At 65.9% G+C, this 18,450-nt stretch carries 19 protein-coding genes and 2 pseudogenes; 11 read left to right on the forward strand and 10 right to left on the reverse strand.

Annotated features, from left to right (window positions below):
- Positions 1 to 46 precede the first annotated feature (46 nt).
- The 4 genes from AC3WLC_RS28415 to AC3WLC_RS28430 all read left to right on the forward strand — a co-directional run bounded on the left by AC3WLC_RS28415 (position 47) and on the right by AC3WLC_RS28430 (position 3,095).
- Complete coding sequence (locus AC3WLC_RS28415; protein WP_493687250.1) at positions 47 to 373, forward strand: cupin domain-containing protein; 327 nt, start codon at positions 47 to 49, stop codon at positions 371 to 373.
- The gene (locus AC3WLC_RS28420; RefSeq protein WP_493687251.1) at positions 370 to 1,602 is read left to right on the forward strand and encodes an FAD-binding oxidoreductase; all 1,233 of its coding nucleotides are present in this window, start codon (positions 370 to 372) and stop codon (positions 1,600 to 1,602) included. The genes AC3WLC_RS28415 and AC3WLC_RS28420 overlap by 4 nt, the downstream gene beginning before the upstream one ends.
- A 78-nt stretch (positions 1,603 to 1,680) precedes the next feature.
- Positions 1,681 to 2,091, forward strand: a complete 411-nt coding sequence (locus AC3WLC_RS28425) for a DUF3574 domain-containing protein (protein WP_493687252.1) — start codon at positions 1,681 to 1,683, stop codon at positions 2,089 to 2,091.
- A gap of 131 nt (positions 2,092 to 2,222) precedes the next feature.
- Entirely contained in the window at positions 2,223 to 3,095 is an 873-nt protein-coding gene (locus tag AC3WLC_RS28430) for a bile acid:sodium symporter family protein (RefSeq protein WP_493687253.1), read from the forward strand.
- A gap of 2 nt (positions 3,096 to 3,097) precedes the next feature.
- Here the strand turns inward: AC3WLC_RS28430 and AC3WLC_RS28435 are convergent, their stop codons facing one another.
- The gene (locus tag AC3WLC_RS28435; protein WP_493687254.1) at positions 3,098 to 4,345 is read right to left on the reverse strand and encodes an NAD(P)/FAD-dependent oxidoreductase; all 1,248 of its coding nucleotides are present in this window, start codon (positions 4,343 to 4,345) and stop codon (positions 3,098 to 3,100) included.
- Positions 4,346 to 4,689: 344 nt separating this feature from the next.
- Between AC3WLC_RS28435 and AC3WLC_RS28440 the strand changes: the two genes are divergently transcribed.
- The 5 genes and pseudogenes from AC3WLC_RS28440 to rpe all read left to right on the forward strand — a co-directional run bounded on the left by AC3WLC_RS28440 (position 4,690) and on the right by rpe (position 7,919).
- Entirely contained in the window at positions 4,690 to 5,658 is a 969-nt protein-coding gene (locus AC3WLC_RS28440; protein ID WP_493687255.1) for a hypothetical protein, read from the forward strand.
- A gap of 66 nt (positions 5,659 to 5,724) precedes the next feature.
- A pseudogene (locus tag AC3WLC_RS28445) lies at positions 5,725 to 5,913 on the forward strand (glutathione S-transferase family protein); the annotation flags it as partial.
- Positions 5,914 to 6,226: 313 nt separating this feature from the next.
- Positions 6,227 to 6,388, forward strand: coding sequence for a hypothetical protein (locus AC3WLC_RS28450; RefSeq protein ID WP_493687320.1), 162 nt, complete (start codon positions 6,227 to 6,229; stop codon positions 6,386 to 6,388).
- Between the two features lie 120 nt (positions 6,389 to 6,508).
- Entirely contained in the window at positions 6,509 to 7,186 is a 678-nt protein-coding gene (locus tag AC3WLC_RS28455; protein ID WP_493687256.1) for a glutathione S-transferase family protein, read from the forward strand.
- Positions 7,187 to 7,238: 52 nt separating this feature from the next.
- Positions 7,239 to 7,919 (forward strand): ribulose-phosphate 3-epimerase, encoded by a 681-nt coding sequence (gene rpe / locus AC3WLC_RS28460; protein WP_493687257.1) that lies wholly within the window; start codon positions 7,239 to 7,241, stop codon positions 7,917 to 7,919.
- Positions 7,920 to 7,926: 7 nt separating this feature from the next.
- Here rpe and AC3WLC_RS28465 read toward each other — a convergent pair whose 3' ends face one another.
- Positions 7,927 to 8,277 carry a DUF1428 domain-containing protein gene (locus tag AC3WLC_RS28465; RefSeq protein WP_493687258.1) on the reverse strand — a complete coding sequence of 117 codons (351 nt, stop codon included), beginning with the start codon at positions 8,275 to 8,277 and terminating at the stop codon, positions 7,927 to 7,929.
- 180 nt (positions 8,278 to 8,457) lie between these two features.
- On the opposite strand from AC3WLC_RS28465, the gene purB reads away from it, so the two are divergent.
- Positions 8,458 to 9,765, forward strand: coding sequence for an adenylosuccinate lyase (purB, locus tag AC3WLC_RS28470; RefSeq protein ID WP_493687259.1), 1,308 nt, complete (start codon positions 8,458 to 8,460; stop codon positions 9,763 to 9,765).
- Positions 9,766 to 9,808: 43 nt separating this feature from the next.
- On the forward strand, positions 9,809 to 10,369 hold the full coding sequence (locus AC3WLC_RS28475) for an RBBP9/YdeN family alpha/beta hydrolase (RefSeq protein WP_493687260.1): 561 nt from the start codon (positions 9,809 to 9,811) through the stop codon (positions 10,367 to 10,369).
- A 29-nt stretch (positions 10,370 to 10,398) separates the two neighbouring features.
- On the opposite strand, the gene AC3WLC_RS28480 is transcribed toward AC3WLC_RS28475, so the two are convergent.
- The 8 genes and pseudogenes from AC3WLC_RS28480 to livM form a co-directional block, all read right to left on the reverse strand.
- Complete coding sequence (locus tag AC3WLC_RS28480; RefSeq protein ID WP_493687261.1) at positions 10,399 to 11,016, reverse strand: tetratricopeptide repeat protein; 618 nt, start codon at positions 11,014 to 11,016, stop codon at positions 10,399 to 10,401.
- Positions 11,017 to 11,092: 76 nt separating this feature from the next.
- Positions 11,093 to 12,892 carry a rhomboid family intramembrane serine protease gene (locus AC3WLC_RS28485; protein WP_493687262.1) on the reverse strand — a complete coding sequence of 600 codons (1,800 nt, stop codon included), beginning with the start codon at positions 12,890 to 12,892 and terminating at the stop codon, positions 11,093 to 11,095.
- A gap of 129 nt (positions 12,893 to 13,021) precedes the next feature.
- Positions 13,022 to 13,669 (reverse strand): glutathione S-transferase family protein, encoded by a 648-nt coding sequence (locus tag AC3WLC_RS28490; protein WP_493687263.1) that lies wholly within the window; start codon positions 13,667 to 13,669, stop codon positions 13,022 to 13,024.
- A 187-nt stretch (positions 13,670 to 13,856) separates the two neighbouring features.
- Positions 13,857 to 14,972, reverse strand: coding sequence for a branched-chain amino acid ABC transporter substrate-binding protein (locus AC3WLC_RS28495; protein WP_493687264.1), 1,116 nt, complete (start codon positions 14,970 to 14,972; stop codon positions 13,857 to 13,859).
- Positions 14,973 to 15,119: 147 nt separating this feature from the next.
- A complete protein-coding gene (locus tag AC3WLC_RS28500; protein WP_493687265.1) occupies positions 15,120 to 15,473 on the reverse strand; it encodes a DUF6867 family protein in 354 nt (117 codons plus the stop codon).
- Positions 15,474 to 15,501: 28 nt separating this feature from the next.
- Positions 15,502 to 16,233 (reverse strand): ABC transporter ATP-binding protein, encoded by a 732-nt coding sequence (locus tag AC3WLC_RS28505; protein WP_346356907.1) that lies wholly within the window; start codon positions 16,231 to 16,233, stop codon positions 15,502 to 15,504.
- A gap of 26 nt (positions 16,234 to 16,259) precedes the next feature.
- Positions 16,260 to 17,066, reverse strand: a pseudogene (locus tag AC3WLC_RS28510) (ABC transporter ATP-binding protein); the annotation flags it as partial.
- Positions 17,066 to 18,448, reverse strand: a complete 1,383-nt coding sequence (gene livM, locus AC3WLC_RS28515) for a high-affinity branched-chain amino acid ABC transporter permease LivM (RefSeq protein ID WP_493687266.1) — start codon at positions 18,446 to 18,448, stop codon at positions 17,066 to 17,068. The gene livM and the pseudogene AC3WLC_RS28510, both read right to left, overlap by 1 nt.
- Positions 18,449 to 18,450: the final 2 nt, after the last annotated feature.

Raw genomic sequence — 18,450 nt, forward strand, 5'->3', positions numbered from 1 at the left:
GACAAGCCGGCCGATCGGCGGTTAATATTCCGCACATGGAGGCGACATGGCGTTCATCTGCACGACCCCCGCCGTGGCCACGCTCCAGCAGGACGACGACACCGTCCGGATCACGCGCTGGGACTTCGAACCGGGTGCGGTCACCGGCTGGCACAGCCACGGTTGGCCCTATTTCGTGATCATGCTGGTCGCCGGCACCCTGCGCATCCATGACGGCAGCAAGGAAACCGACGTGCCGCTGGCGCAGGGCCAGGCCTATATGCGCCAGGCCGGCATCCAGCACGATGTGATGAACGGCTCGCCCCACCCGATCGCCTTCGTCGAGATCGAGGTGAAGCAGCCGGCGGCGCTCAAGCTGCTGCCCACTACATGAAGATCGCGATCATCGGCGCCGGCATCGTCGGCTCGGCCACCGCCCATGCCCTGCTCGACGAGGGCCATGAGGTCCTGATCCTCGACAAGGAGGGCCCGGCCTTCGGTCCCTCGCGCGGCAATGCCGGCATCATCGCGCACACCGACGTGCTGCCGATCGCCAGCCCGAACATGCTGCGCAAGGTGCCGGGCTTCCTGCTCGATCCGCTCGGGCCGCTGGCGATCCGCCTTAGCTATCTCCCGCACCTGCTGCCCTGGCTGGCGCGCTTCCTGCTCGCGGCGCGGCCTGCTGCCTATGAGCGCTCGATCGCCGGCATGATCGCCATCCAGCAGCTGGCGCTGCCGGCCTGGCTGGCGCGCGCCGAAAAGGCCGGGATCAGCAACCATATCCATCGCCGCGGCGCGCTCTACACCTATAACGATCCGCGCGACACCGCCGAGCTCGAAGCGCTTGCCAAACGCCAGCGCGCCGCCGGCATCGCCGTCGACATGCTGCAGCCGCAGGAATTGCGCCAGCTCGAGCCGGCCCTGAAGGATCGCTTCGCCGGCGCTGCCTTCCATCCCGATTGCGCCCATATCAGCGACCCGCTCGCCCTCACCATGGCGCTGTTCGAAACGGCGCTGGCGCGCGGCGCCACCTATGAGAAGGCCGAGGTCACCAACATCTCGCTGGGCGAGCGCCCTGCCTTGATCGGCCCCGATGGCTGGCAGCGCGTCGTCGATCGCGTCGTCGTCGCGGCCGGCGCCTGGTCGAAGCCTTTGGCGGCGGCGATGGGCGACAATATCCCGCTCGACACCGAGCGCGGCTACAATGTCAGCTTCCCCGGCGTGACCGGCCTGACCAGCCGTCCGATCGGCTTCAAGGATGACGGCTTCGTCATGACCCCGCTCGAAAGCGGCCTGCGCATCGGCGGCGCGGTCGAGTTCGGCGGGCTCAAGGCGCCGCCCAACCATGCCCGCACCAAGGCGCTCTACGACAAGGCGGCGAAGCTGGTGGACGGGCTGCCGGCCTTCGAGAGCGGCAGGGTCTGGATGGGCTTTCGCCCCTCGCTGCCGGATTCGCTGCCCGTCATCGGCAAGGCGAGCCGCAATCCCAATGTCGTCTACGCCTTCGGCCACGGCCATTACGGCATGACCCAGTCGACCGCGACGGCCGGTCTCGTCGCCGCGCTGATCGCCGGCCGCCAGCCCGCGATCGACATCTCTCATTTCAGCCCGCAGCGCTTCTGAAGGGATCACGCCGGCGTTAGACTTTGAATCGGCCGCTCAGGCAGCTGAATCAAAGCCTCTGCCAACAAGGGCAACGTCATGATCCGACTCGGCTTTGCCCTTCTCCTCGCCGGCATGACCTCGGGCTGCGCCAGCCTCGCGCCGCAGGCCTGCGCGCCCGGCCAGCAGGCGATGCTATCAGCCGAACTGCTCTTCGGCCGCAAGATCGGCGACCGCGTCGGCGTCAGCGAGACGGGTTTCCGCTGGTTCGTCGACCAGGAGGTGACGCCGCGCTTCCCCGATGGACTGACCGTCCTCGATGCGACAGGGCAATACCGCGACAACGAGCGGAGCAGGCTGATCCGCGAGCCGAGCAAGCTCGTGCTGATCGCCATGCCGGACGAAGCCGGCAACCGCGACAAGCTCGCCGCCATCGCCGAGGCCTATAAACGCCGCTTCAGCCAGCAATCGGTCGGGCTGATCCTGAAGCCGGCCTGCGCCTCGTTCTAACGTTAGATCGCCCAAGCGAGGAAAGTGGAAACCCTGTCACGAAAAGAGTCTACCCGATCAGTGGCGTAGCCAGGGTTCCTCAACTAGCCTGACGCTGCGGCATAGAAAATGCCGACAAGGGGAAACGCGCAATGCAGGCTTCGATCCTGACCGATCTGCTGTTGCCGCTCGCCATCGGCATCGTCATGCTCGGCCTGGGCCTGAGCCTGACGATCGAGGATTTCCGCCGTGTCGCGCGCTATCCGCTCGCCGTCGGCTTCGGCCTCTTCCTCCAGGTCCTGCTGCTGCCCCTCGCCGCCTTCGCCATCGCGATCGGCCTGAAGCTCTCGGCCGACCATGCCGTCGGCCTGATGCTGCTGGCGGCGGCTCCCGGCGGAGCGACGGCCAACATCTACAGCCATCTCGCCCGCGGCGACGTCGCGCTCAACATCACGCTGACGGCGGTCAACAGCCTGCTCTGCCTGTTCACCTTGCCGATCGTGCTCGACCTCTCGCTCGCCCATTTCCTCGACGCCGAGCACTATGTGCCGCCGCCGCATCGCAAGGTCATCGAGGTCGGCGCGATCATCCTGATCCCGGTCACGATCGGCATGCTGATCCGGGCGCAGGCCGAGCGCTTCGCCGTCCGCGCCGAGACGCCGATCAAAGTCTTCTCGATCCTGGTCCTCGCCGTGCTGATCGCCGGCGCGATCTATATCGAGCGCAAGGCGCTGCTGCCGAGCCTGATCGCGGTCGGCGGCGCCTGCCTCGCCTTCAACCTCGTCAGCATGCTCACCGGCTATCTCGCCCCGCTGGCGCTTCGCCTGCCGAAAGGCCAGGCGGTGGCGATCGCCATGGAGATCGGCATCCACAATGCGGCGCTGGCGATCTTCATTGCGCTCAACGTGCTGCGCAATCCGGCCGCCGCCGTGGTGCCCGGCATCTACAGCCTGGTCATGTACGTGACGGCCTCGGCCTTCGCCGTCTGGCTGGTGCGGCGGAACGCGACGCTGCGCCCGGCCTAGCCTCAGCCGAACCGCGCCGGCGCGAACGGCGTCGGGTCGACGAAGACCTTCTGGCCGCTGACCATCTCTGCGACCATGCGCCCGGTCACTGCCGCCAGCGTCAGCCCGTGATGGGCATGACCGAAGGAGAACCACAGGTTCCGATGCTTCGGTGCCGGGCCGATGATCGGCATCATGTCGGGCGTGCACGGGCGGTTGCCGAGCCAGGGCTCGGAGTCGAGCCGCTCGCCCAGCGGGAACAGGGTCTTGGCGATCGGCTCGGCGCGGGCGAGTTGCACCGGCGTCTTCGGCGCGCCGCGATTGGCGAATTCGGCGCCGGTGGTGAGGCGCACGCCCTGACGCATCGGCGCCAGGAAATAGCCACGCTCGGTGTCGAGCACCGGATGGTTCAGCACGGCGTTGCCGAGCGGCTTGTAGTGCATGTGGTAGCCGCGCTTGACCGCGAGCGGCAGGCGATAGCCGAGCCGGTTCGTCAGCACGTCGGCCCAGGGGCCGAGCGCGACGATCGCATCCGTGCCGAGCGCCTTGGTGCCGTCGGCCAGCGTCACGCTCCAGCGATCGCCGTCCTGCGTGAGCGTGCCGGCGTCGCCCTGGGCGAAGCGGCCGCCGAGCTTCTCGAACAGTGCCAGATAGGCCTTGGACAGGCCGAGCGGGTCGATCACCGTCACCGGGTCGGTCCAGTGCAGGCCGCCGATCAGGCTCTGGTCGAGATGCGGCTCCTCGGCCCGCAGGGCCTCGGCGTCGAGCGCACGATGGTTGAGGCCGAAATCGCGCTTCCAGCGTTCTGCCTCGGCGAGACGCGTATCGCGCTCGCCTTCGGTGCGGAACACCTTCATCCAGCCCTTGCGGCGCAGCAAATCAGTCGCACCCGCTTCCTGCGCCAGCGCGTCGTGCTCGGTCACGCAATGCTCGATCAGGGTCGCATATTTGTGCGCGATCGCCTCGTGCTGCGAGGCGCGCGAATGCATCCAGTACGACCACAGGAAGGGCGCGAGCTTGGGGATCGCGTTCCAATGATAGTGCGCATCGATGGTGTTGTTCATCGCATAGCGGATGAGCGCGCCGAAATCATGCGGGAAGCCATAGGGATAGACGCCCTCGCGCTGAATCAACCCGGCATTGCCGTAGCTCGTCTCGCCGCCGGGCTGGCCGCGATCGACCAGCAGCACCGAGCGGCCCGCCTTCTGCAGATGCAGCGCCACCGAGATCCCGACGATGCCTGCCCCAACAACGATCGCGTCCGTGCGCATTCGACCTGACTCCGCCAGCCTTCCCCGAGGCAAGAATAGCGCCGACTGCGGCGCTGTCAGCTCTTGTGTGGAATATTGCGGCATATCCGGCAAAGTTTCGTAGCTTCTGCACCATTTGCTGCAATACAGCAGGAATGCCGATCAGATCGGACATTGGTGCACAATTTTCTGCGGCCAGCAGCAGCACAAATTGCGAGCAGCGCGGACTCCGGGAAGGACTCGTTCAGGCAGCGCTGCTTCAGCCTATGACACTCGCAATGACGCCGGAGCGCTCTGCGCCAAGGCCAGATGACGCGGCTCTCCGGATCGGCCAGTGTGGCGCTCCGTTTGCTGTTCCGGTCTCGATGTTCGCTGCCCTCGCCTCCGCCCTCGCTCTGCTCGGCCGCTACGGCACGCAGGGCTTCGCGCTCTCGATCTTCCTCGGCCTCGCTCTGCCGCAGTTCTCGGCTGCGGCGCGCCCGCTCCTGCCGATCACGATCTTCTGCTTCACCACCGTCGTGTTCATGCGTGCTGACCTCGGCGTCATCGCCGGGCTGGTGCGCCGGCCGGGCAAGCTCGCACTGACCTGCCTCTGGCTGCTGTTCACCCCGGCGCTGCTGATCGCCGCGGCCCTCGCTCTGCTCGGTCGCGAGGCGCTCGATCCCGGCCTCCTGCTCGGCATCGCGATCATGGGCGCAGCGCCGCCGATCATGTCGTCGCCGGCTGTCGCGATCCTCTATGGCTTCGAGCCTTCGCTGATCATCGCCGGCGTCATCGTCACCACGATCATAAGCCCACTGATCGCACCGCTTCTGGTCGACGGGTTGGCGGGCGCCGCCGTTCCGCTCGACCGGCTCGCGCTGACCCTGCGGCTCGTCATGTTCATCGGCGGCGGCATGGTCGTCGCCTTCGCCATGCGGCGCTGGCTGGGGGCCGAGCGCATCCGGGAGCTCAAGCCCAATCTCGATGGCTTCGGCGTGCTGATGTATTTCATCTTCGCCATCGCGGCGATGGACGGCGTCACCAAGGCGGCGATGGAGCGGCCGGCACAGGTCGCGCTGTTCCTGGCGGTCGCCTTCCTGGTCTCGGCCGTCGGTCTCGCCAGCGCCTGGCTGGCCCTACGCCGGTTTCCGACCTCCGAGCGCTTCATGATCGGCTACGGCACCGGCCAGCGGAACATGGGTCTGCTCGTCGCAGCCCTTGGCGCCGGCGTGCCGCCCACCACCTTCCTCTATTTCGCGCTGGCCCAGTTCCCGATCTACCTGCTGCCCTGGCTGCTGCGCGGTGTCGCGGCGCGGATCAGGCGCAAGGAAGCCTCTGCTGACGCGCGCTGACCAGAGCGGCTCCCAGGCTGCCCGCAACCGGCCGCGTTGACGGCCCGGAGCGGGGAGGCAATGCCGATGAAGCTCTATTCCGGACCACTCAGCCTGTTCGGCCGCAAGGTCGAGATCGCCCTTGCCGAGAAGCGGCTGGCCTTCGAACGCGTCATCGTACGGTTCAACCAGATGGTTGGCTATAATCCCAAGCATCCTGACGTGCTCGCCGCCAATCCCAAGGGGCAGGTGCCCGTTCTGATTGATGGCGAGCTGACCCTCTACGATTCCACCCTGATCCTCGAATATCTCGACGAGGCCTATCCGCAGCCGCCGCTCTACCCCGCAACGCCGATCGAGCGGGCACGCTGCCGCCAGCACGAGCTCTTCGCCGACGAAGTGCTGTTCGGCGCGCTGCGCCAGCTCTTCCACCGCAATGGCGAACGCCTGCCGCAGACAGAGCTGGAGCAAGCAGAGGCCGCGGCCAAGGCAGCTGAAGCCGTGCTGGCGCGCTACTTCTCCGACATCGAAGCAGCGTTCGGCCAATCTCTGCGGCGCCTTCTCCGCCGCCGACATCGGGACGTTTCTGATGGTGCACTATGTCCGCCGGCTGGACGGGCCGTCATTCACAACCCTGCCGGCGCTCGCGGCCTGGTACGAGCGGGTCGCCGCGCGTCCCGTCTTTGCGGCACAACTGGCCGAGATCGCCGATTGGGATCGCAAGCTGTCGCTGCCGCTCCAGCGTCTCTGACTCCGAGGGGCGATGGCCGAGGCGCCTGGGCGGGCGTCGCCGCCTCGAAGAAATCCCTGCTGACGCGAGCTGACTGTAAGCTTTGTCAGTGTTCCGGCAAGAAAAGCCGGAGTTCCTGTTATGATCACGCTCTATTCGGGGCCGCTCAGCCTGTTCTCGCGCAAGGTCGAGATCGCGTTGCGCGAAAAAAATCTCGCCTTCGAGCGCATCATGGTGCCGTTCAACCAGACGACCGGCTACGACCCCAAGCATCCCGAAGTCGTCGCCATCAACCCCAAGCAGCAGGTCCCAGTGCTGAACGATGACGGGATCGTGCTCTACGATTCCACCGTGATCCTCGAATATCTCGAAGACGCCTATCCGGAGCCGCCACTCCTGCCGCTCTGCCCCGGCGCCCGCGCCCGCTGCCGGCTCGACGAGCTCTACGCCGACGAGATCATGCTGCAGGCTCTGAAGCCGCTGATGCATCGCACCAGCCCGCCCTCGACCGACCAGACCAGGCGCTTCGCCCAGGAAACCGATGCGCTGATCGCCGAGAACGCGCTGGAGAAGCACTATGGCGTGCTGGAGGACCGGCTTGCCGGCCGCGAATTCTTCGGCGACGCCGTCTCGGTTGCCGACATCGCCCTGTTCATGAGCGTGCTGTTCTCGCTTCGCCTCGGCGGCCCCTCGCTCGCCCCTTTCGACGGCTTGTCGCGCTGGTTCGAGCGACTGAAGCTGCGCCCCGCCTTCACCCAGGCCGCCATCGAGATCGCCGAGGCCGACCGGCGCCTCTCCTTCCCGTTGAAACGCGCCTGAGAACGGCCTTTCGCGATTGCGAGGGGCGCGGCGCGGCGCTAGACCACGCCGCATGAGCACGATCCGCATCGCCCCCTCCATCCTCTCCGCCGATTTCGCCAAGCTCGGCGAGGAGGTCCGCGCCGTTGACGAAGCTGGCGCCGACTGGATCCATTGCGACGTGATGGACGGGCATTTCGTGCCCAACATCACCTTCGGCCCCGATGTGCTGAAGGCGATCCGGCCGCACACCAAGAAGTTCTTCGACGTCCACCTGATGATCGCGCCGGTCGATCCTTACATCGAGGCCTTCGCCAAGGCCGGCGCCGACCTGATCTCCTTCCATGTCGAGGCCGGGGCGCATCCGCACCGGACGCTGCAGGCGATCAAGGCGCAGGGCAAGCAGGCCGGCATCGTGCTCAACCCCGGGACGCCGGCGAGCGCTGCCGAGCCGCTGATCGGCGATGTCGACCTGATCCTCTTGATGACGGTCAACCCCGGCTTCGGCGGCCAGAGCTTCATCCATTCGGTGGTCGACAAGATCGCGCAGATCCGCGCCTTGATCGGCGAGCGCCCGATCGCGCTCGAGATCGACGGCGGCGTCACGCCGGAGACCGCGCCGCTCTGCATCAAGGCCGGCGCCGATACGCTCGTCGCCGGCTCCGCCGTATTCAAGGGCGGGCCCTCGGCCTATGCCGGCAACATCGCCGCCATCCGCAAGGCAGCGGAGGCGGCGCGCGGCGACTGGGTCTGATAGCCTTTTACAGCTCGATCCCGGCGAAGCCGCCATAAATCATGCGGGCGCCGTCGAACGGCATTGGGTTGGCGTCCGGCGCCATGCGCGGGTCCTGCATGATCTTCTGCCAGCCGGCATCGCGCGCCTCCTTGCTCGGCCACTCCACCCAGGAGAAGACGACGACCTCGTCGTCCTTCGCCGCGACGGCCCGGTAGAAATCGGTCTGCTTGCCGTGCGGGACGTCGTCACCCCAGTTCTCGGCGATCCGCGTCGCGCCGAATTCCTTGAAGAGCGGCGCCATCTTGCGGGCGTGCTCGATATAAGCCTCGCGATTGGCAGCAGGCACGGCCGCAACGAAACCATCGACATAGGACATCGGTCTTCTCCTCCTTGGGTCTGTCGGCGCTCCACAAGCCAGGAGCGCCTGCCCAGCCGGCGCGGACGCTAGGCATGATAGAGGTCCGAAGCTGTCAGCATCAGCCCTCCGGCATTCCGTCAGCGGCCCGTCCGTGCTAGCGAGCCGGCGAGCCTTTCATCGTCACGTCGCGAGCCCGCTATGATCCCCCGTTATTCCCGCCCCGAGATGGTCGCGATCTGGGAGCCGCAGACGCGCTTCCGCATCTGGTTCGAGATCGAGGCGCACGCCACCGACAAGCTCGCCGAGCTCGGCGTCGTGCCGAAGGAAGCGGCCGCGACGATCTGGGCCAAGGCCAAGGACGCCACCTTCGACGTCGCCCGCATCGACGAGATAGAGCGCGTCACCAAGCATGACGTCATCGCCTTCCTGACCCATCTCGCCGAGATCGTCGGCCCCGAGGCGCGCTTCGTCCACCAGGGCATGACCTCCTCGGACGTGCTCGACACCACGCTCGCCGTGCAGCTCGCCCGCGCAGCCGACATCCTGATCGCCGATGTCGATGCCCTGCTCGCCGCCATCAGGCGCCGCGCCTTCGAGCACAAGCTGACCCCGACCATCGGCCGCTCGCATGGCATCCATGCCGAGCCGGTGACCTTCGGCCTCAAGCTCGCCCAGGCCTATGCCGAGTTCGACCGCTGCCGCGCCCGGCTCGTCGCGGCGCGCGCCGAGATCGCGACCTGCGCGATTTCCGGCGCCGTCGGCACCTTCGCCAATATCGACCCGCAGGTGGAGGAATATGTCGCGGAGAAGATGGGCCTGACCCCGGAGCCGGTCTCGACCCAGGTCATCCCGCGCGACCGCCACGCCATGTTCTTCGCCACGCTTGGCGTCGTCGCCTCCAGTGTCGAGCGCCTCGCCACCGAGATCCGCCATCTCCAGCGCACCGAGGTCTATGAGGCGGAGGAGTATTTCTCGCCGGGCCAGAAGGGCTCCTCGGCGATGCCGCACAAGCGCAATCCCGTCCTGACCGAGAACCTGACCGGTCTCGCGCGGCTGGTGCGCGGCATGGTCACGCCGGCTTTGGAGAACGTCGCCCTCTGGCATGAGCGCGACATCTCGCATTCCTCGGTCGAGCGCATGATCGGCCCGGATGCGACGGTGACGCTCGATTTTGCCCTCGCCCGCCTCACCGGCGTCGTCGACAAGCTGCTGATCTATCCGCAGAACATGCGCAGGAACCTCGACAAGCTCGGCGGCCTGCACAATTCGCAGCGCGTCCTGCTCGCGCTCACCCAGGCCGGCGCCAGCCGCGAGGACAGCTATTCGATGGTCCAGCGCAATGCGATGCGCACCTGGGAGCATGGCGAGGACTTCCTCACCAACCTCAAGGCCGACAAGGACGTCACGGCGAAGCTCTCGGTGGCCGAGCTCGAGGCGATGTTCGACGAGGGCTACCACTTCAAGCATGTCGACACGATCTTCCGCCGGGTGTTCGGGGAGGCCTGAGGCACCGGCTGGATTCCACGAAACCGGACGCTATCTAGCGGCTATGAAAACCTCCGACACCGACATCCTCATCGTCCCCGGCTGGTCGGGCTCCGGGCCCGACCATTGGCAGAGCCGCTGGGAAGCCAAGCTGCCCACCGCCCGCCGCGTCGAGCAGGAAGACTGGTACAAGCCGACCCGCGACGGCTGGGCGGACCGCATCGTCGCCGCCGTGCGCGCCGCAACGAAGCCGGTCGTCATCGTCGCCCATTCGGCCGGCTGCAGCGCCGTCGCGCATGCGGCCGAGCATCTGAAGCCGCATGAGGTCACCGGCGCCTTCCTGGTCGCCCCCGCCGCCGAACGGGCCAAACGCGCCATTCCCGGTATGGCAGAGGATTTCACCGCGATCCCGCTGAAACCCCTGCCTTTCCGCTCGGTGCTGATCGCCAGCGCGACCGATCCCTATTGCACGCCGGAAGAGGCCAAGGCCTTGGCCGAAGCCTGGGGCTCCGAATTCGTCGATGCCGGCGACAGCGGCCATATCAATACCGAATCCGGCCACGGCCCCTGGCCGGATGGGCTGCTGCGCTTCGCCGGCTTCATGAAGAGCCTGACGGCGGTCTGAATGGCGGGAGCACAGCCTCCCGCAGCCGACTATTGACCGATGCGGCGTAGCTCGGCCCGGGCAGCCCCCCATTCATAGAACGTCTTCGGGCAGATTTGCCATGCGTGGCTCAGGAGCGGTTCAGCGTCCTTCGTCGCCCCCTGCATGAGGCGCGCCTCGGCAATATAGAAGCTCGCCTCGCAATCCTGCTCATTGTATTTGACCGGATCCTGGTTCTTGGCAGCTTCGCGGAGTTGCTCGGCGTCGATCTCACCACGGTAATATCGAATGATCGGCGCAGGCCATTCCTGCATATCGACCTTTGCACCAGATGCTGTGATGCGCTCGCCCTGGCCTGCCCGCATCGACGCGATGTGCAGGAAGAGCGCGGCATAGGCATCGTTCGGATTCAGTTCCACGGCACGTTCGAGGCCTCGAACGGCTTCGTCTGAGCGGCCATCGAGAAATGCGTACCAACCGCGGCTGCGCGTAGCGCCGAAGTTCTTGGGATTGAGCAGCAGAGCTTCGTCAAGCTTTTGCAGCGCCTCTGGGTGGCGCCCCATGTCGGATAGCGCGCCCGCCATGCTTTGAAGTATCTCCGCATTGACCAGCTGCGATCGCAATTGGGCTTGCAGGTCATCCAACGCAGCTTCCGGACGGCCGAGCATGCGCGCTGTCGCGGCACGCGCACCGAAGATTTCGGATCGAGTCGGCGCATTGATTGCGATGGCGCGAGTGAAGAGATCATTCGCAGCGTCCCAATCCCGAACCTTGAATCGAGCCTGACCGATCAGGAACAGGGCATTCTGCTCGACCTTCGGGGCCTTCGGTAGACACCAAATCCGTCTGCGTCCTCTTGACCAGCGCCAATGACTTCTCGCGTTCCGCCTTGTCGTCATGGAGCGCCAGTGCCCGGGCGACATGGCTGCGAGGATCGCGAGGATAACGCCGTACCAGTTCGGTGGACTGCGCGACCCAATCAGCATCCGTCTTGGGCAAGCGTTCTTCCGGGATCAGAAATCTCGCCAGGGACACGTCGCCAAAGCCCGCCCGGGGAATCGACAGGAACGTCAGCGCGGGCAGAAGGAATGCACTGGCCAGAGCGGTCCGACGCCAGCGGGGACGCTCCGTTTCGCGGTCCCAGCTCCACCAGACGAGCAAACCGAGCGCGGCACCGCTCAGCGCTCCGGCGATATGCGTGGCATGATCGACGCGGATCGGGCCGAACCCGGTACTCGAAAAAACGGCGCCGAAAAGGGCTGCGAGGCAAAACCCCCTCAGCCATCTGCTTCGGGTGGTGTCCGGCCTCCTGAAGCTGAGCACCAGCCCCGCAGCGACGAGAGCCAGCACGGCTCCGGACGCGCCAATGCCCAAAAGAGCGGGCGGATTGAAGCTGACCGAAGCGAGGGAGCCGGCCAATCCTCCCAGCAGGAAGATCGCGAGCAGCCAGCCAATGCCGAGCCTGGCCTCAAGGAACCAGCCGACGATCACGAGCAATATGACATTGGCAAGCAGGTGGGCTGTGCTGCCATGCAAGAATATGGAACAGACCAGCCGGTACCACTGCCCCGCTTGAAAGACCAACTCACTCGACATCGCGCCGAACAGCACCAGAGTCGGCGCGGTCACGGCCATGATCCGCGCGCCCTCGACCGACATGGCAAGTTCGCCCAGGAAGACGAGGACGAGGATCGCGGCCAGCGCCAAGGTCGCCCACGGCACGGGAGAAAGCAGGCCGCTGATCGTGCTTGCTTGCTTTGGCTCCGGCGCGGGCAACTGCGGGAACTGCGCAGCCGTTTCGATCTCTTCGCGGATATAGACGACGCTCGTTCCCGCCGCCTCGTCGTAGAAGGCTTCCCGGCCACGAGCGATTGCCGTCGCGGCGACGAGCACCGCCGTGAGTTCGGGCAATCTGGAGACAAGCAGCAAGGTAGGCGGCAGATCGCTCGGCAGCGTCAACCCAGCCCACAGGGCCGCGGAAATCCCGATACTGATCGCCAGCAAGACGGTACTGGGCAGCGCGAACAAGACGTAGCGGCGGCGAAGTGCTGGACGCGCGTCGACGCCAAGGCGCGGCAGAACGTAAAGGAGAGTCGCCTGGCGCCCGGGGCTTTGCCATCCCCTCGCCTCCAGCAACCAGCGCATCAAGGCGACCAGCGGCCATTGTAGCAGCGACAGGTCGAATGTGAGCGCCACCTGGTTCTGGCTGTCGAGCGAATAGCTGATCGATGTCGTGACGCTCGAGCCGGCCTCCTGCCGGGACATGGTGTAGAAGCGAGCGACGGGCTGCCCGAATAAGCTCCTGGTGCAGACCTTCTCCACAGTCGGGTCAAAGCCGGGCCGAACCTCGACCTCTTGCGGACGTTCCTTGGCCGGCTCGCACGAAATGATCACGGCAGTGCTGTCGACCAGCATGCCGTTGGACAATGGGAACAAGACGCTCGCCAGGAGCTGGGTCACAACCATCACGACGATCAGGTCGATCAGGAAGGCAATGCCGCGACGGATCAATCCGCCCGTTTTCCAAGTCGGTGGTCCGTCCATCCCCAGCCCTTGGCCGCCCATCCTCCGTCAACTCAGCAAAACCAATTGCAAGATGCAAGACCCTACGTCGCTTCAACCTATGCTGACAGCGAGATGAGCCCTCGCGAACGGAACGGCGCCAGCGCGCAATCAGCCCGCCGCCGCGGTGAAGACCGCCAGCTGGGCCGCGAATGCGCGCTGGTAGGCCGGCCGCGCCTCGGCGCGGGCGACATAGGCGGCAAGGCGTGGGTACTCGTCCAGAATGCCCGAGCTCTGCAGGCGGCGCAGCACTGTGACCATCAAGAGGTCGCCGGCGCTGAAGGCGCCATCGAGCCAGTCTGCATCACCCAGGCGATCGGAAAGACGTCCAAGCAGCTTGCGAACCCGCTCGTCGAGGCTACGCAGGCGCTGCTCGTACCAGGGCTCATCGCGCTCGAGGATCCCGACCATGGCGCGGTCGAAGATCGTCGGCTCCATCGTGTCGAGCGCCGCGAACATCCACATGATCGCCCGCGCCCGCGCATTGGCATCGTCCGGCAGCAGGCCCGGATGGTGCTCGGCGATATGGAGCACGATCGCCCCCGACTCGAACAGGTTGAGATCTCCGTCCTCATAGGTCGGAATCTGCCCGAAGGGCTGCAGCGACAGATGCGCGGGCTGCTTCATGGCGCTGAAGGAAACGAGACGAACCTCATAGGGCTGCCCGACCTCCTCCAGCGCCCAGCGCACGCGCATGTCGCGCGCCAGGCCCCTGCCGCGATCCGGTGAGCGCTCGAAGGCGGTGATGGTGACGGTCATCGGCGACTCCTCTGATTGCTTAGCGCTTGCAGCCGGAGGACGGCATCGCCTCCCCCGACAACGCGCCTCGGTTTCTTGACCGCGGCTCTAAAGGCCCGGCTCGGCCCTGCAGGAGCCGCCAAAGAAAAACCCGCCCCGGATCGCTCCGGAGCGGGCTCGTCTCACGCCGCGAGGCGATCAGACGCGATCAGTTCTCGACATAGCCGATCTTGCCGTCGGCACCCTTCTTCCAGGTGTAGACGGTGTAGTCGGGACGGGTGATGTCGCCCTTCTTGTCGAAGCCGATCTTGCCGATGACGGTCTCGACCGGCTCGCCGCCATGCAGCGCCGCGGCGATCTTCTTCGGATCCACCGAGTTCGCGCGCTTGGCGCCTTCGGCCATGATCTGGACAGCGGCATAGCTGTACAGCGTGTAGGCTTCCGGCTTGAACTTGCGAGCCTCGAACTTCTTCAGGACCGCAGCCGCCTCAGGACGCTTCTGCGGGTCCGGCGGGAAGGTCATCAGCGTGCCTTCGACGCCCGGGCCGCCGATCGTGGCGAACTCGTCGGTGGTGATGCCGTCGCCGGAGATCAGCACGGTCTTCAGGCCCTGGTCGCGCATCTGGCGCACGATCAGGCCACCCTCGGTGTGCAGGCCACCCCAGTAGAGGTAGTCGGCGCCCGTCGACTTCAGCTTCGAGATCAGCGCCGAGAAATCCTTCTCGCCGGCGTTGACGCCTTCATAGAGCACGTCCTTGATCCCGGCCTTGGTCAGGCCCTTGCGGGTCTCGTCGGCAAGGCCCTGGCCATAGGTCGTCTTGTCGTGGACGATGGCGATCTTCTTGTCCTTGAGGTTCTTGGCGATGTACTCGGCCGCCACCGAACCTTGCTGATCGTCACGGCCGCAGGTGCGGAACACGTTCCAGAGGCCGCGCTCGGTGATCTTCGGGTTGGTCGCCGACGGGCTGATCATCAGGATGCCGTTCTCGGCATAGACTTCCGACGCCGGCATGGTGACGCCGGAGTTGAAGTGGCCGAGCACCAGCTTGACGCCGTCACCGACGAACTTGTTGGCGACCGAGACGCCCTGCTTCGGATCCGAGACGTCGTCGCCGACCACGACCTGGATCTTCTGGCCGAGGATGCCGCCCGCCGCGTTGATGTCTTCGGCAGCCTGTTCCGCCCCGTTCTTCAGCTGCGCGCCGAACGCCGCATTCGGACCCGTGATCGGGCCGCCGACGCCGAGCTTGATCTGTGCGTTCGCTACGCCCGAAAGGGCAAGGACCGCGCCAAGGGCAATTCCGCCCAAGAGCAGCTTCTTCATGCGTTGTGACTCCCCTGTGAGTATATTACGGGTCGGCCTGGCCGTCCCGTCTCGGCGCGTGGTGCCACCGGAATACGCAGTCTTGCGCTTTTTCGCGGTGCTGTCACGCGGCAAGCCCAGTGAACTTTCGTGGTGTTTTCGCCGGCTTCAGGCGCTCGCACGCGCCTTCCAGCTGAAGGGTCCGGTGCGCTCGTAGAGCCAGCGATATTGCGTCGTCATCTGCCGCGCCCGGTTGTAGCGCCAGCCGGCGAGGGCAAAGGCGAAGAGCACCAGCGTGTCGACGATGTAATAGTGCAGCGTCAGCAGCGTCGCCTCGAACAGGGCGAAGTGGATGAAGCGGATCACCAGCCCGAGGATCAGCGTGTAGAAGACGAGCTGGAGCGGCGGGCGCCAGGTGATCGCCACCGCCCGGCCGGCCATCCAGGCGGCCCAGCCGCCCATCACCACAGTCACCAGCAGGAACAGCCAGATGGTCGGCTCTTCGTAGAGGATGCCCTGCATCATCGTGCTCCGTTCAAGCCCGCGGCGCTCAATGCCGCCCGCCTTCGAGATAGGCCGCCCGCACCTGCGGATTGGCGAGCAGTTCCTTGCCGGAGCCGCTCATGGTGATGACGCCGTTGACCATGACATAGCCGCGATGGGCGAGCTTCAGCGCATGGAAGGCGTTCTGCTCGACCAGGAACACGGTCAGCCCCTGGCTGCGGTTGAGCTCCTTGATCGCCTCGAAGATCTGCTTGACGATCAGGGGAGCGAGACCGAGCGAGGGCTCGTCGAGCATCAGGAGCTTCGGCCGCGCCATCAACGCACGCGCGATCGCCACCATCTGCTGCTCGCCGCCCGAGAGCGTGCCGCCGCGTTGCTGCAGGCGCTCCTTCACGCGCGGGAACAGCTTGCAGATCTTTTCGAGGTCCTCGTCAAAATACTGCATGCCGGCGACGGCGGCGCCCATCTGCAGGTTCTCGAACACGGTCATGCGCGGGAAGATGCGCCGGCCTTCCGGCGACTGCGCGATGCCGAGGCGCGCGATCTCGTGGCTTGGCATCTTGGTGATGTCGCGCCCTTCATAGGTGATGCTGCCCTCGCGCGCCTGCGGGGCACCGAAGATCGTCATCATCAGCGTCGACTTGCCGGCGCCGTTGGCGCCGATCATCGTCACGATCTCGCCCTGGCGAACATCGACGTCGACGCCCTTCAGCGCGATGATCTTGCCATAATAGGTCTTGACGCCGCGGACGGAGAGAAGCGCTTGAGCTTCGCTCATAGGCCGACCTCCGCTTCCACCTGCTCGACCTCTTCGTCGTCGACGCCGAGATAGGCGGCGATCACCTTCGGATCGGCCTGTACTTCGGCCGGCGTGCCGTCCGCGATCTTGGTGCCGTAGTCGAGCACCACGACATGATCAGAGATTTCCATCACCACCGACATGTCGTGTTCGATCAGGAGCAGCGCCGTGCCGTGGTCCTTGCGGATCGACAGGAGCAGATTGTTGAGGTCGAGGCTCTCGCGCGGGTTGAGGCCGGCGGCCGGCTCGTCGAGGCAGAGCAGCACCGGGTCGGTGCACATCGCCCGCGCGATCTCGAGGCGGCGCTGGTCGCCATAAGGCAGGTCGGCGGCCGGATCGTCGGCGCGATGGATCAGGTTGATCTTCTCCAGCCAGAACTTGGCCTTCTCGATCGCCTCGCGCTCGCGGGCCTTGTAGCCGCCGATGCCGAGCACGCCGAGGAAGGTGAAGCCCGAGGCGATCATCAGCGGGTTGTGCTGCGCGACCAGGAGGTTCTCCAGCACCGTCATGCCGCCGAACAGGCGAATGTTCTGGAAGGTGCGGGCGACCTTGGCCTTCCAGGCGATGCGGAAGTCCGGCATGCGCTCGAGCAGGTAGCTGTCACCGCTGTCCTGCGTCAGCGTCATCATGCCTTCGGTCGGCTTGTAGAAGCCGGTGATGCAGTTGAACACCGTGGTCTTGCCGGCACCGTTCGGGCCGATCAGGGCGGTGATGTCGCCCTTGCGGGCCTCGAAGGAGAGGTCGTTGACGGCGGTCAGGCCGCCGAAGCGCATGGTGACATGCTCGACCTGAAGAAGCGGCTTGGTCGTCATCAGCCATGCCCCTCCTGGACCATGTCGGCCGAGATCACCTTCTTCTCCTTGAGGAAAGCGGTCGGCTCGCGGGTCGAGATCAGCCCGCGCGGCTTCCAGATCATGATCACCACCATGGCGAAGCCGAAGATCAGCATGCGGTACTTGGTCGGGTCGAAGTCCTGGCCGAAGATCTGCTTCAGCCAGTCGAGCTCGCGCAGCAGCTCGGTGCCGCCGATCATCGCGATCGCGGCGATGGCGCAGCCCCAGAGCGAGCCCATGCCGCCGAGCACGACGATGGCGAGGATCACCGCCGATTCCATGAAGACGAAGGATTCAGGCGAGATGAAGCCCTGCCGCGCTGCGAAGAACGAGCCGGCGAAGCCGCCGAACATGGCGCCGAGCGAGAAGGCGGTCAGCTTGGTGTTGGTGGTGTTGATGCCGAGCGAACGGCAGGCGATCTCGTCCTCGCGCAGCGCCTCCCAGGCGCGCCCGACCGGCAGGCGCCGCAGGCGCAGGCTGACATAGGCGGTCAGCAAGGCCATGCACAGGATGACGTAATAGAGGAAGATCGTTCGGTAGAGCGGCGAGAATTCGAGCCCGAACACCGCCGCGAAGCCGTCATCGCCCGCCGTGAACGGTATCCCGAAGAAGCTCGGCCGCGGAATGCCGGAGATGCCGGCATAGCCGTTGGAGAACTCCGTCCAGTTGATCAGGACGAGGCGGATGATCTCGCCGAAGGCCAGCGTCACGATGGCGAGGTAGTCGCCGCGCAGCCGCAGCACCGGGAAGCCGAGGATCATGCCCCAGAAGGCGGCGAGGATGCCGGCGAGCGGCAGCAGGATCCAGAAGGACAGGCCGAAATTCTTGGCCAGCAGCGCGTAGGAATAGGCGCCGACCGCATAGAAGGCGACATAGCCGAGGTCGAGCAGGCCGGCGAGGCCGACGACGATGTTCAGCCCCCAGCCGAGCATCACGTAGATCAGGATCTGGACGCCGAAATTGTCGATCCATTTCAGCGCCCCGCCCCAGCCCGCGAGGTTGATCGCGATGATCGGGAAGGTCAGCAGGAAGCCGAGGCCGAACAGCGAGAAGATCCGCGAATGGCGCTGGAAGAAGCCGATCGTGCCGTGCGGCAGCAGCCGCACCACCGACTTGCCCTCGCCGCGCTTCTGCTGGCGCAGCGCCATCAGGAAGCGGCCGACGAAGACGATCGCCACCGCCCAGGCCACCGCATCCCAGCGCGGATCGAGCACGAGCTGGTTGTCGAGGTTCTGGCGCGTGCCCCAGGCGATGATCGGGATGCACAGGCCGAAGGTGATCAGCGCCGCGAAGGCAGCCTCCTTCAGCGCCGTCGTCATGTCCGCCTGGCGCTTGGCGGGGTTCGATGCCTCTCCTGCCATGG

The organism is Allobosea sp. GW821-FHT03A12, from assembly GCF_058986765.1.

Excerpts from the sequence above, each read along its gene's own strand:
- AC3WLC_RS28505 (WP_346356907.1), bottom strand. The coding sequence starts at position 16,233 with ATGAGCGAAGCTCAAGCGCTTCTCTCCGTCCGCGGCGTCAAGACCTAT.
- AC3WLC_RS28435 (WP_493687254.1), bottom strand. The coding sequence starts at position 4,345 with ATGCGCACGGACGCGATCGTTGTTGGGGCAGGCATCGTCGGGATCTCG.
- AC3WLC_RS28485 (WP_493687262.1), bottom strand. The coding sequence starts at position 12,892 with ATGGACGGACCACCGACTTGGAAAACGGGCGGATTGATCCGTCGCGGC.
- AC3WLC_RS28415 (WP_493687250.1), top strand. The coding sequence starts at position 47 with ATGGCGTTCATCTGCACGACCCCCGCCGTGGCCACGCTCCAGCAGGAC.
- AC3WLC_RS28450 (WP_493687320.1), top strand. The coding sequence starts at position 6,227 with ATGGTGCACTATGTCCGCCGGCTGGACGGGCCGTCATTCACAACCCTG.
- AC3WLC_RS28465 (WP_493687258.1), bottom strand. The coding sequence starts at position 8,277 with ATGTCCTATGTCGATGGTTTCGTTGCGGCCGTGCCTGCTGCCAATCGC.
- AC3WLC_RS28440 (WP_493687255.1), top strand. The coding sequence starts at position 4,690 with ATGTTCGCTGCCCTCGCCTCCGCCCTCGCTCTGCTCGGCCGCTACGGC.
- AC3WLC_RS28455 (WP_493687256.1), top strand. The coding sequence starts at position 6,509 with ATGATCACGCTCTATTCGGGGCCGCTCAGCCTGTTCTCGCGCAAGGTC.
- AC3WLC_RS28430 (WP_493687253.1), top strand. The coding sequence starts at position 2,223 with ATGCAGGCTTCGATCCTGACCGATCTGCTGTTGCCGCTCGCCATCGGC.
- AC3WLC_RS28475 (WP_493687260.1), top strand. The coding sequence starts at position 9,809 with ATGAAAACCTCCGACACCGACATCCTCATCGTCCCCGGCTGGTCGGGC.
- AC3WLC_RS28495 (WP_493687264.1), bottom strand. The coding sequence starts at position 14,972 with ATGAAGAAGCTGCTCTTGGGCGGAATTGCCCTTGGCGCGGTCCTTGCC.
- AC3WLC_RS28490 (WP_493687263.1), bottom strand. The coding sequence starts at position 13,669 with ATGACCGTCACCATCACCGCCTTCGAGCGCTCACCGGATCGCGGCAGG.
- rpe (WP_493687257.1), top strand. The coding sequence starts at position 7,239 with ATGAGCACGATCCGCATCGCCCCCTCCATCCTCTCCGCCGATTTCGCC.
- AC3WLC_RS28480 (WP_493687261.1), bottom strand. The coding sequence starts at position 11,016 with ATGCTCGGCCGTCCGGAAGCTGCGTTGGATGACCTGCAAGCCCAATTG.
- AC3WLC_RS28425 (WP_493687252.1), top strand. The coding sequence starts at position 1,681 with ATGATCCGACTCGGCTTTGCCCTTCTCCTCGCCGGCATGACCTCGGGC.
- livM (WP_493687266.1), bottom strand. The coding sequence starts at position 18,448 with ATGGCAGGAGAGGCATCGAACCCCGCCAAGCGCCAGGCGGACATGACG.
- purB (WP_493687259.1), top strand. The coding sequence starts at position 8,458 with ATGATCCCCCGTTATTCCCGCCCCGAGATGGTCGCGATCTGGGAGCCG.
- AC3WLC_RS28500 (WP_493687265.1), bottom strand. The coding sequence starts at position 15,473 with ATGCAGGGCATCCTCTACGAAGAGCCGACCATCTGGCTGTTCCTGCTG.
- AC3WLC_RS28420 (WP_493687251.1), top strand. The coding sequence starts at position 370 with ATGAAGATCGCGATCATCGGCGCCGGCATCGTCGGCTCGGCCACCGCC.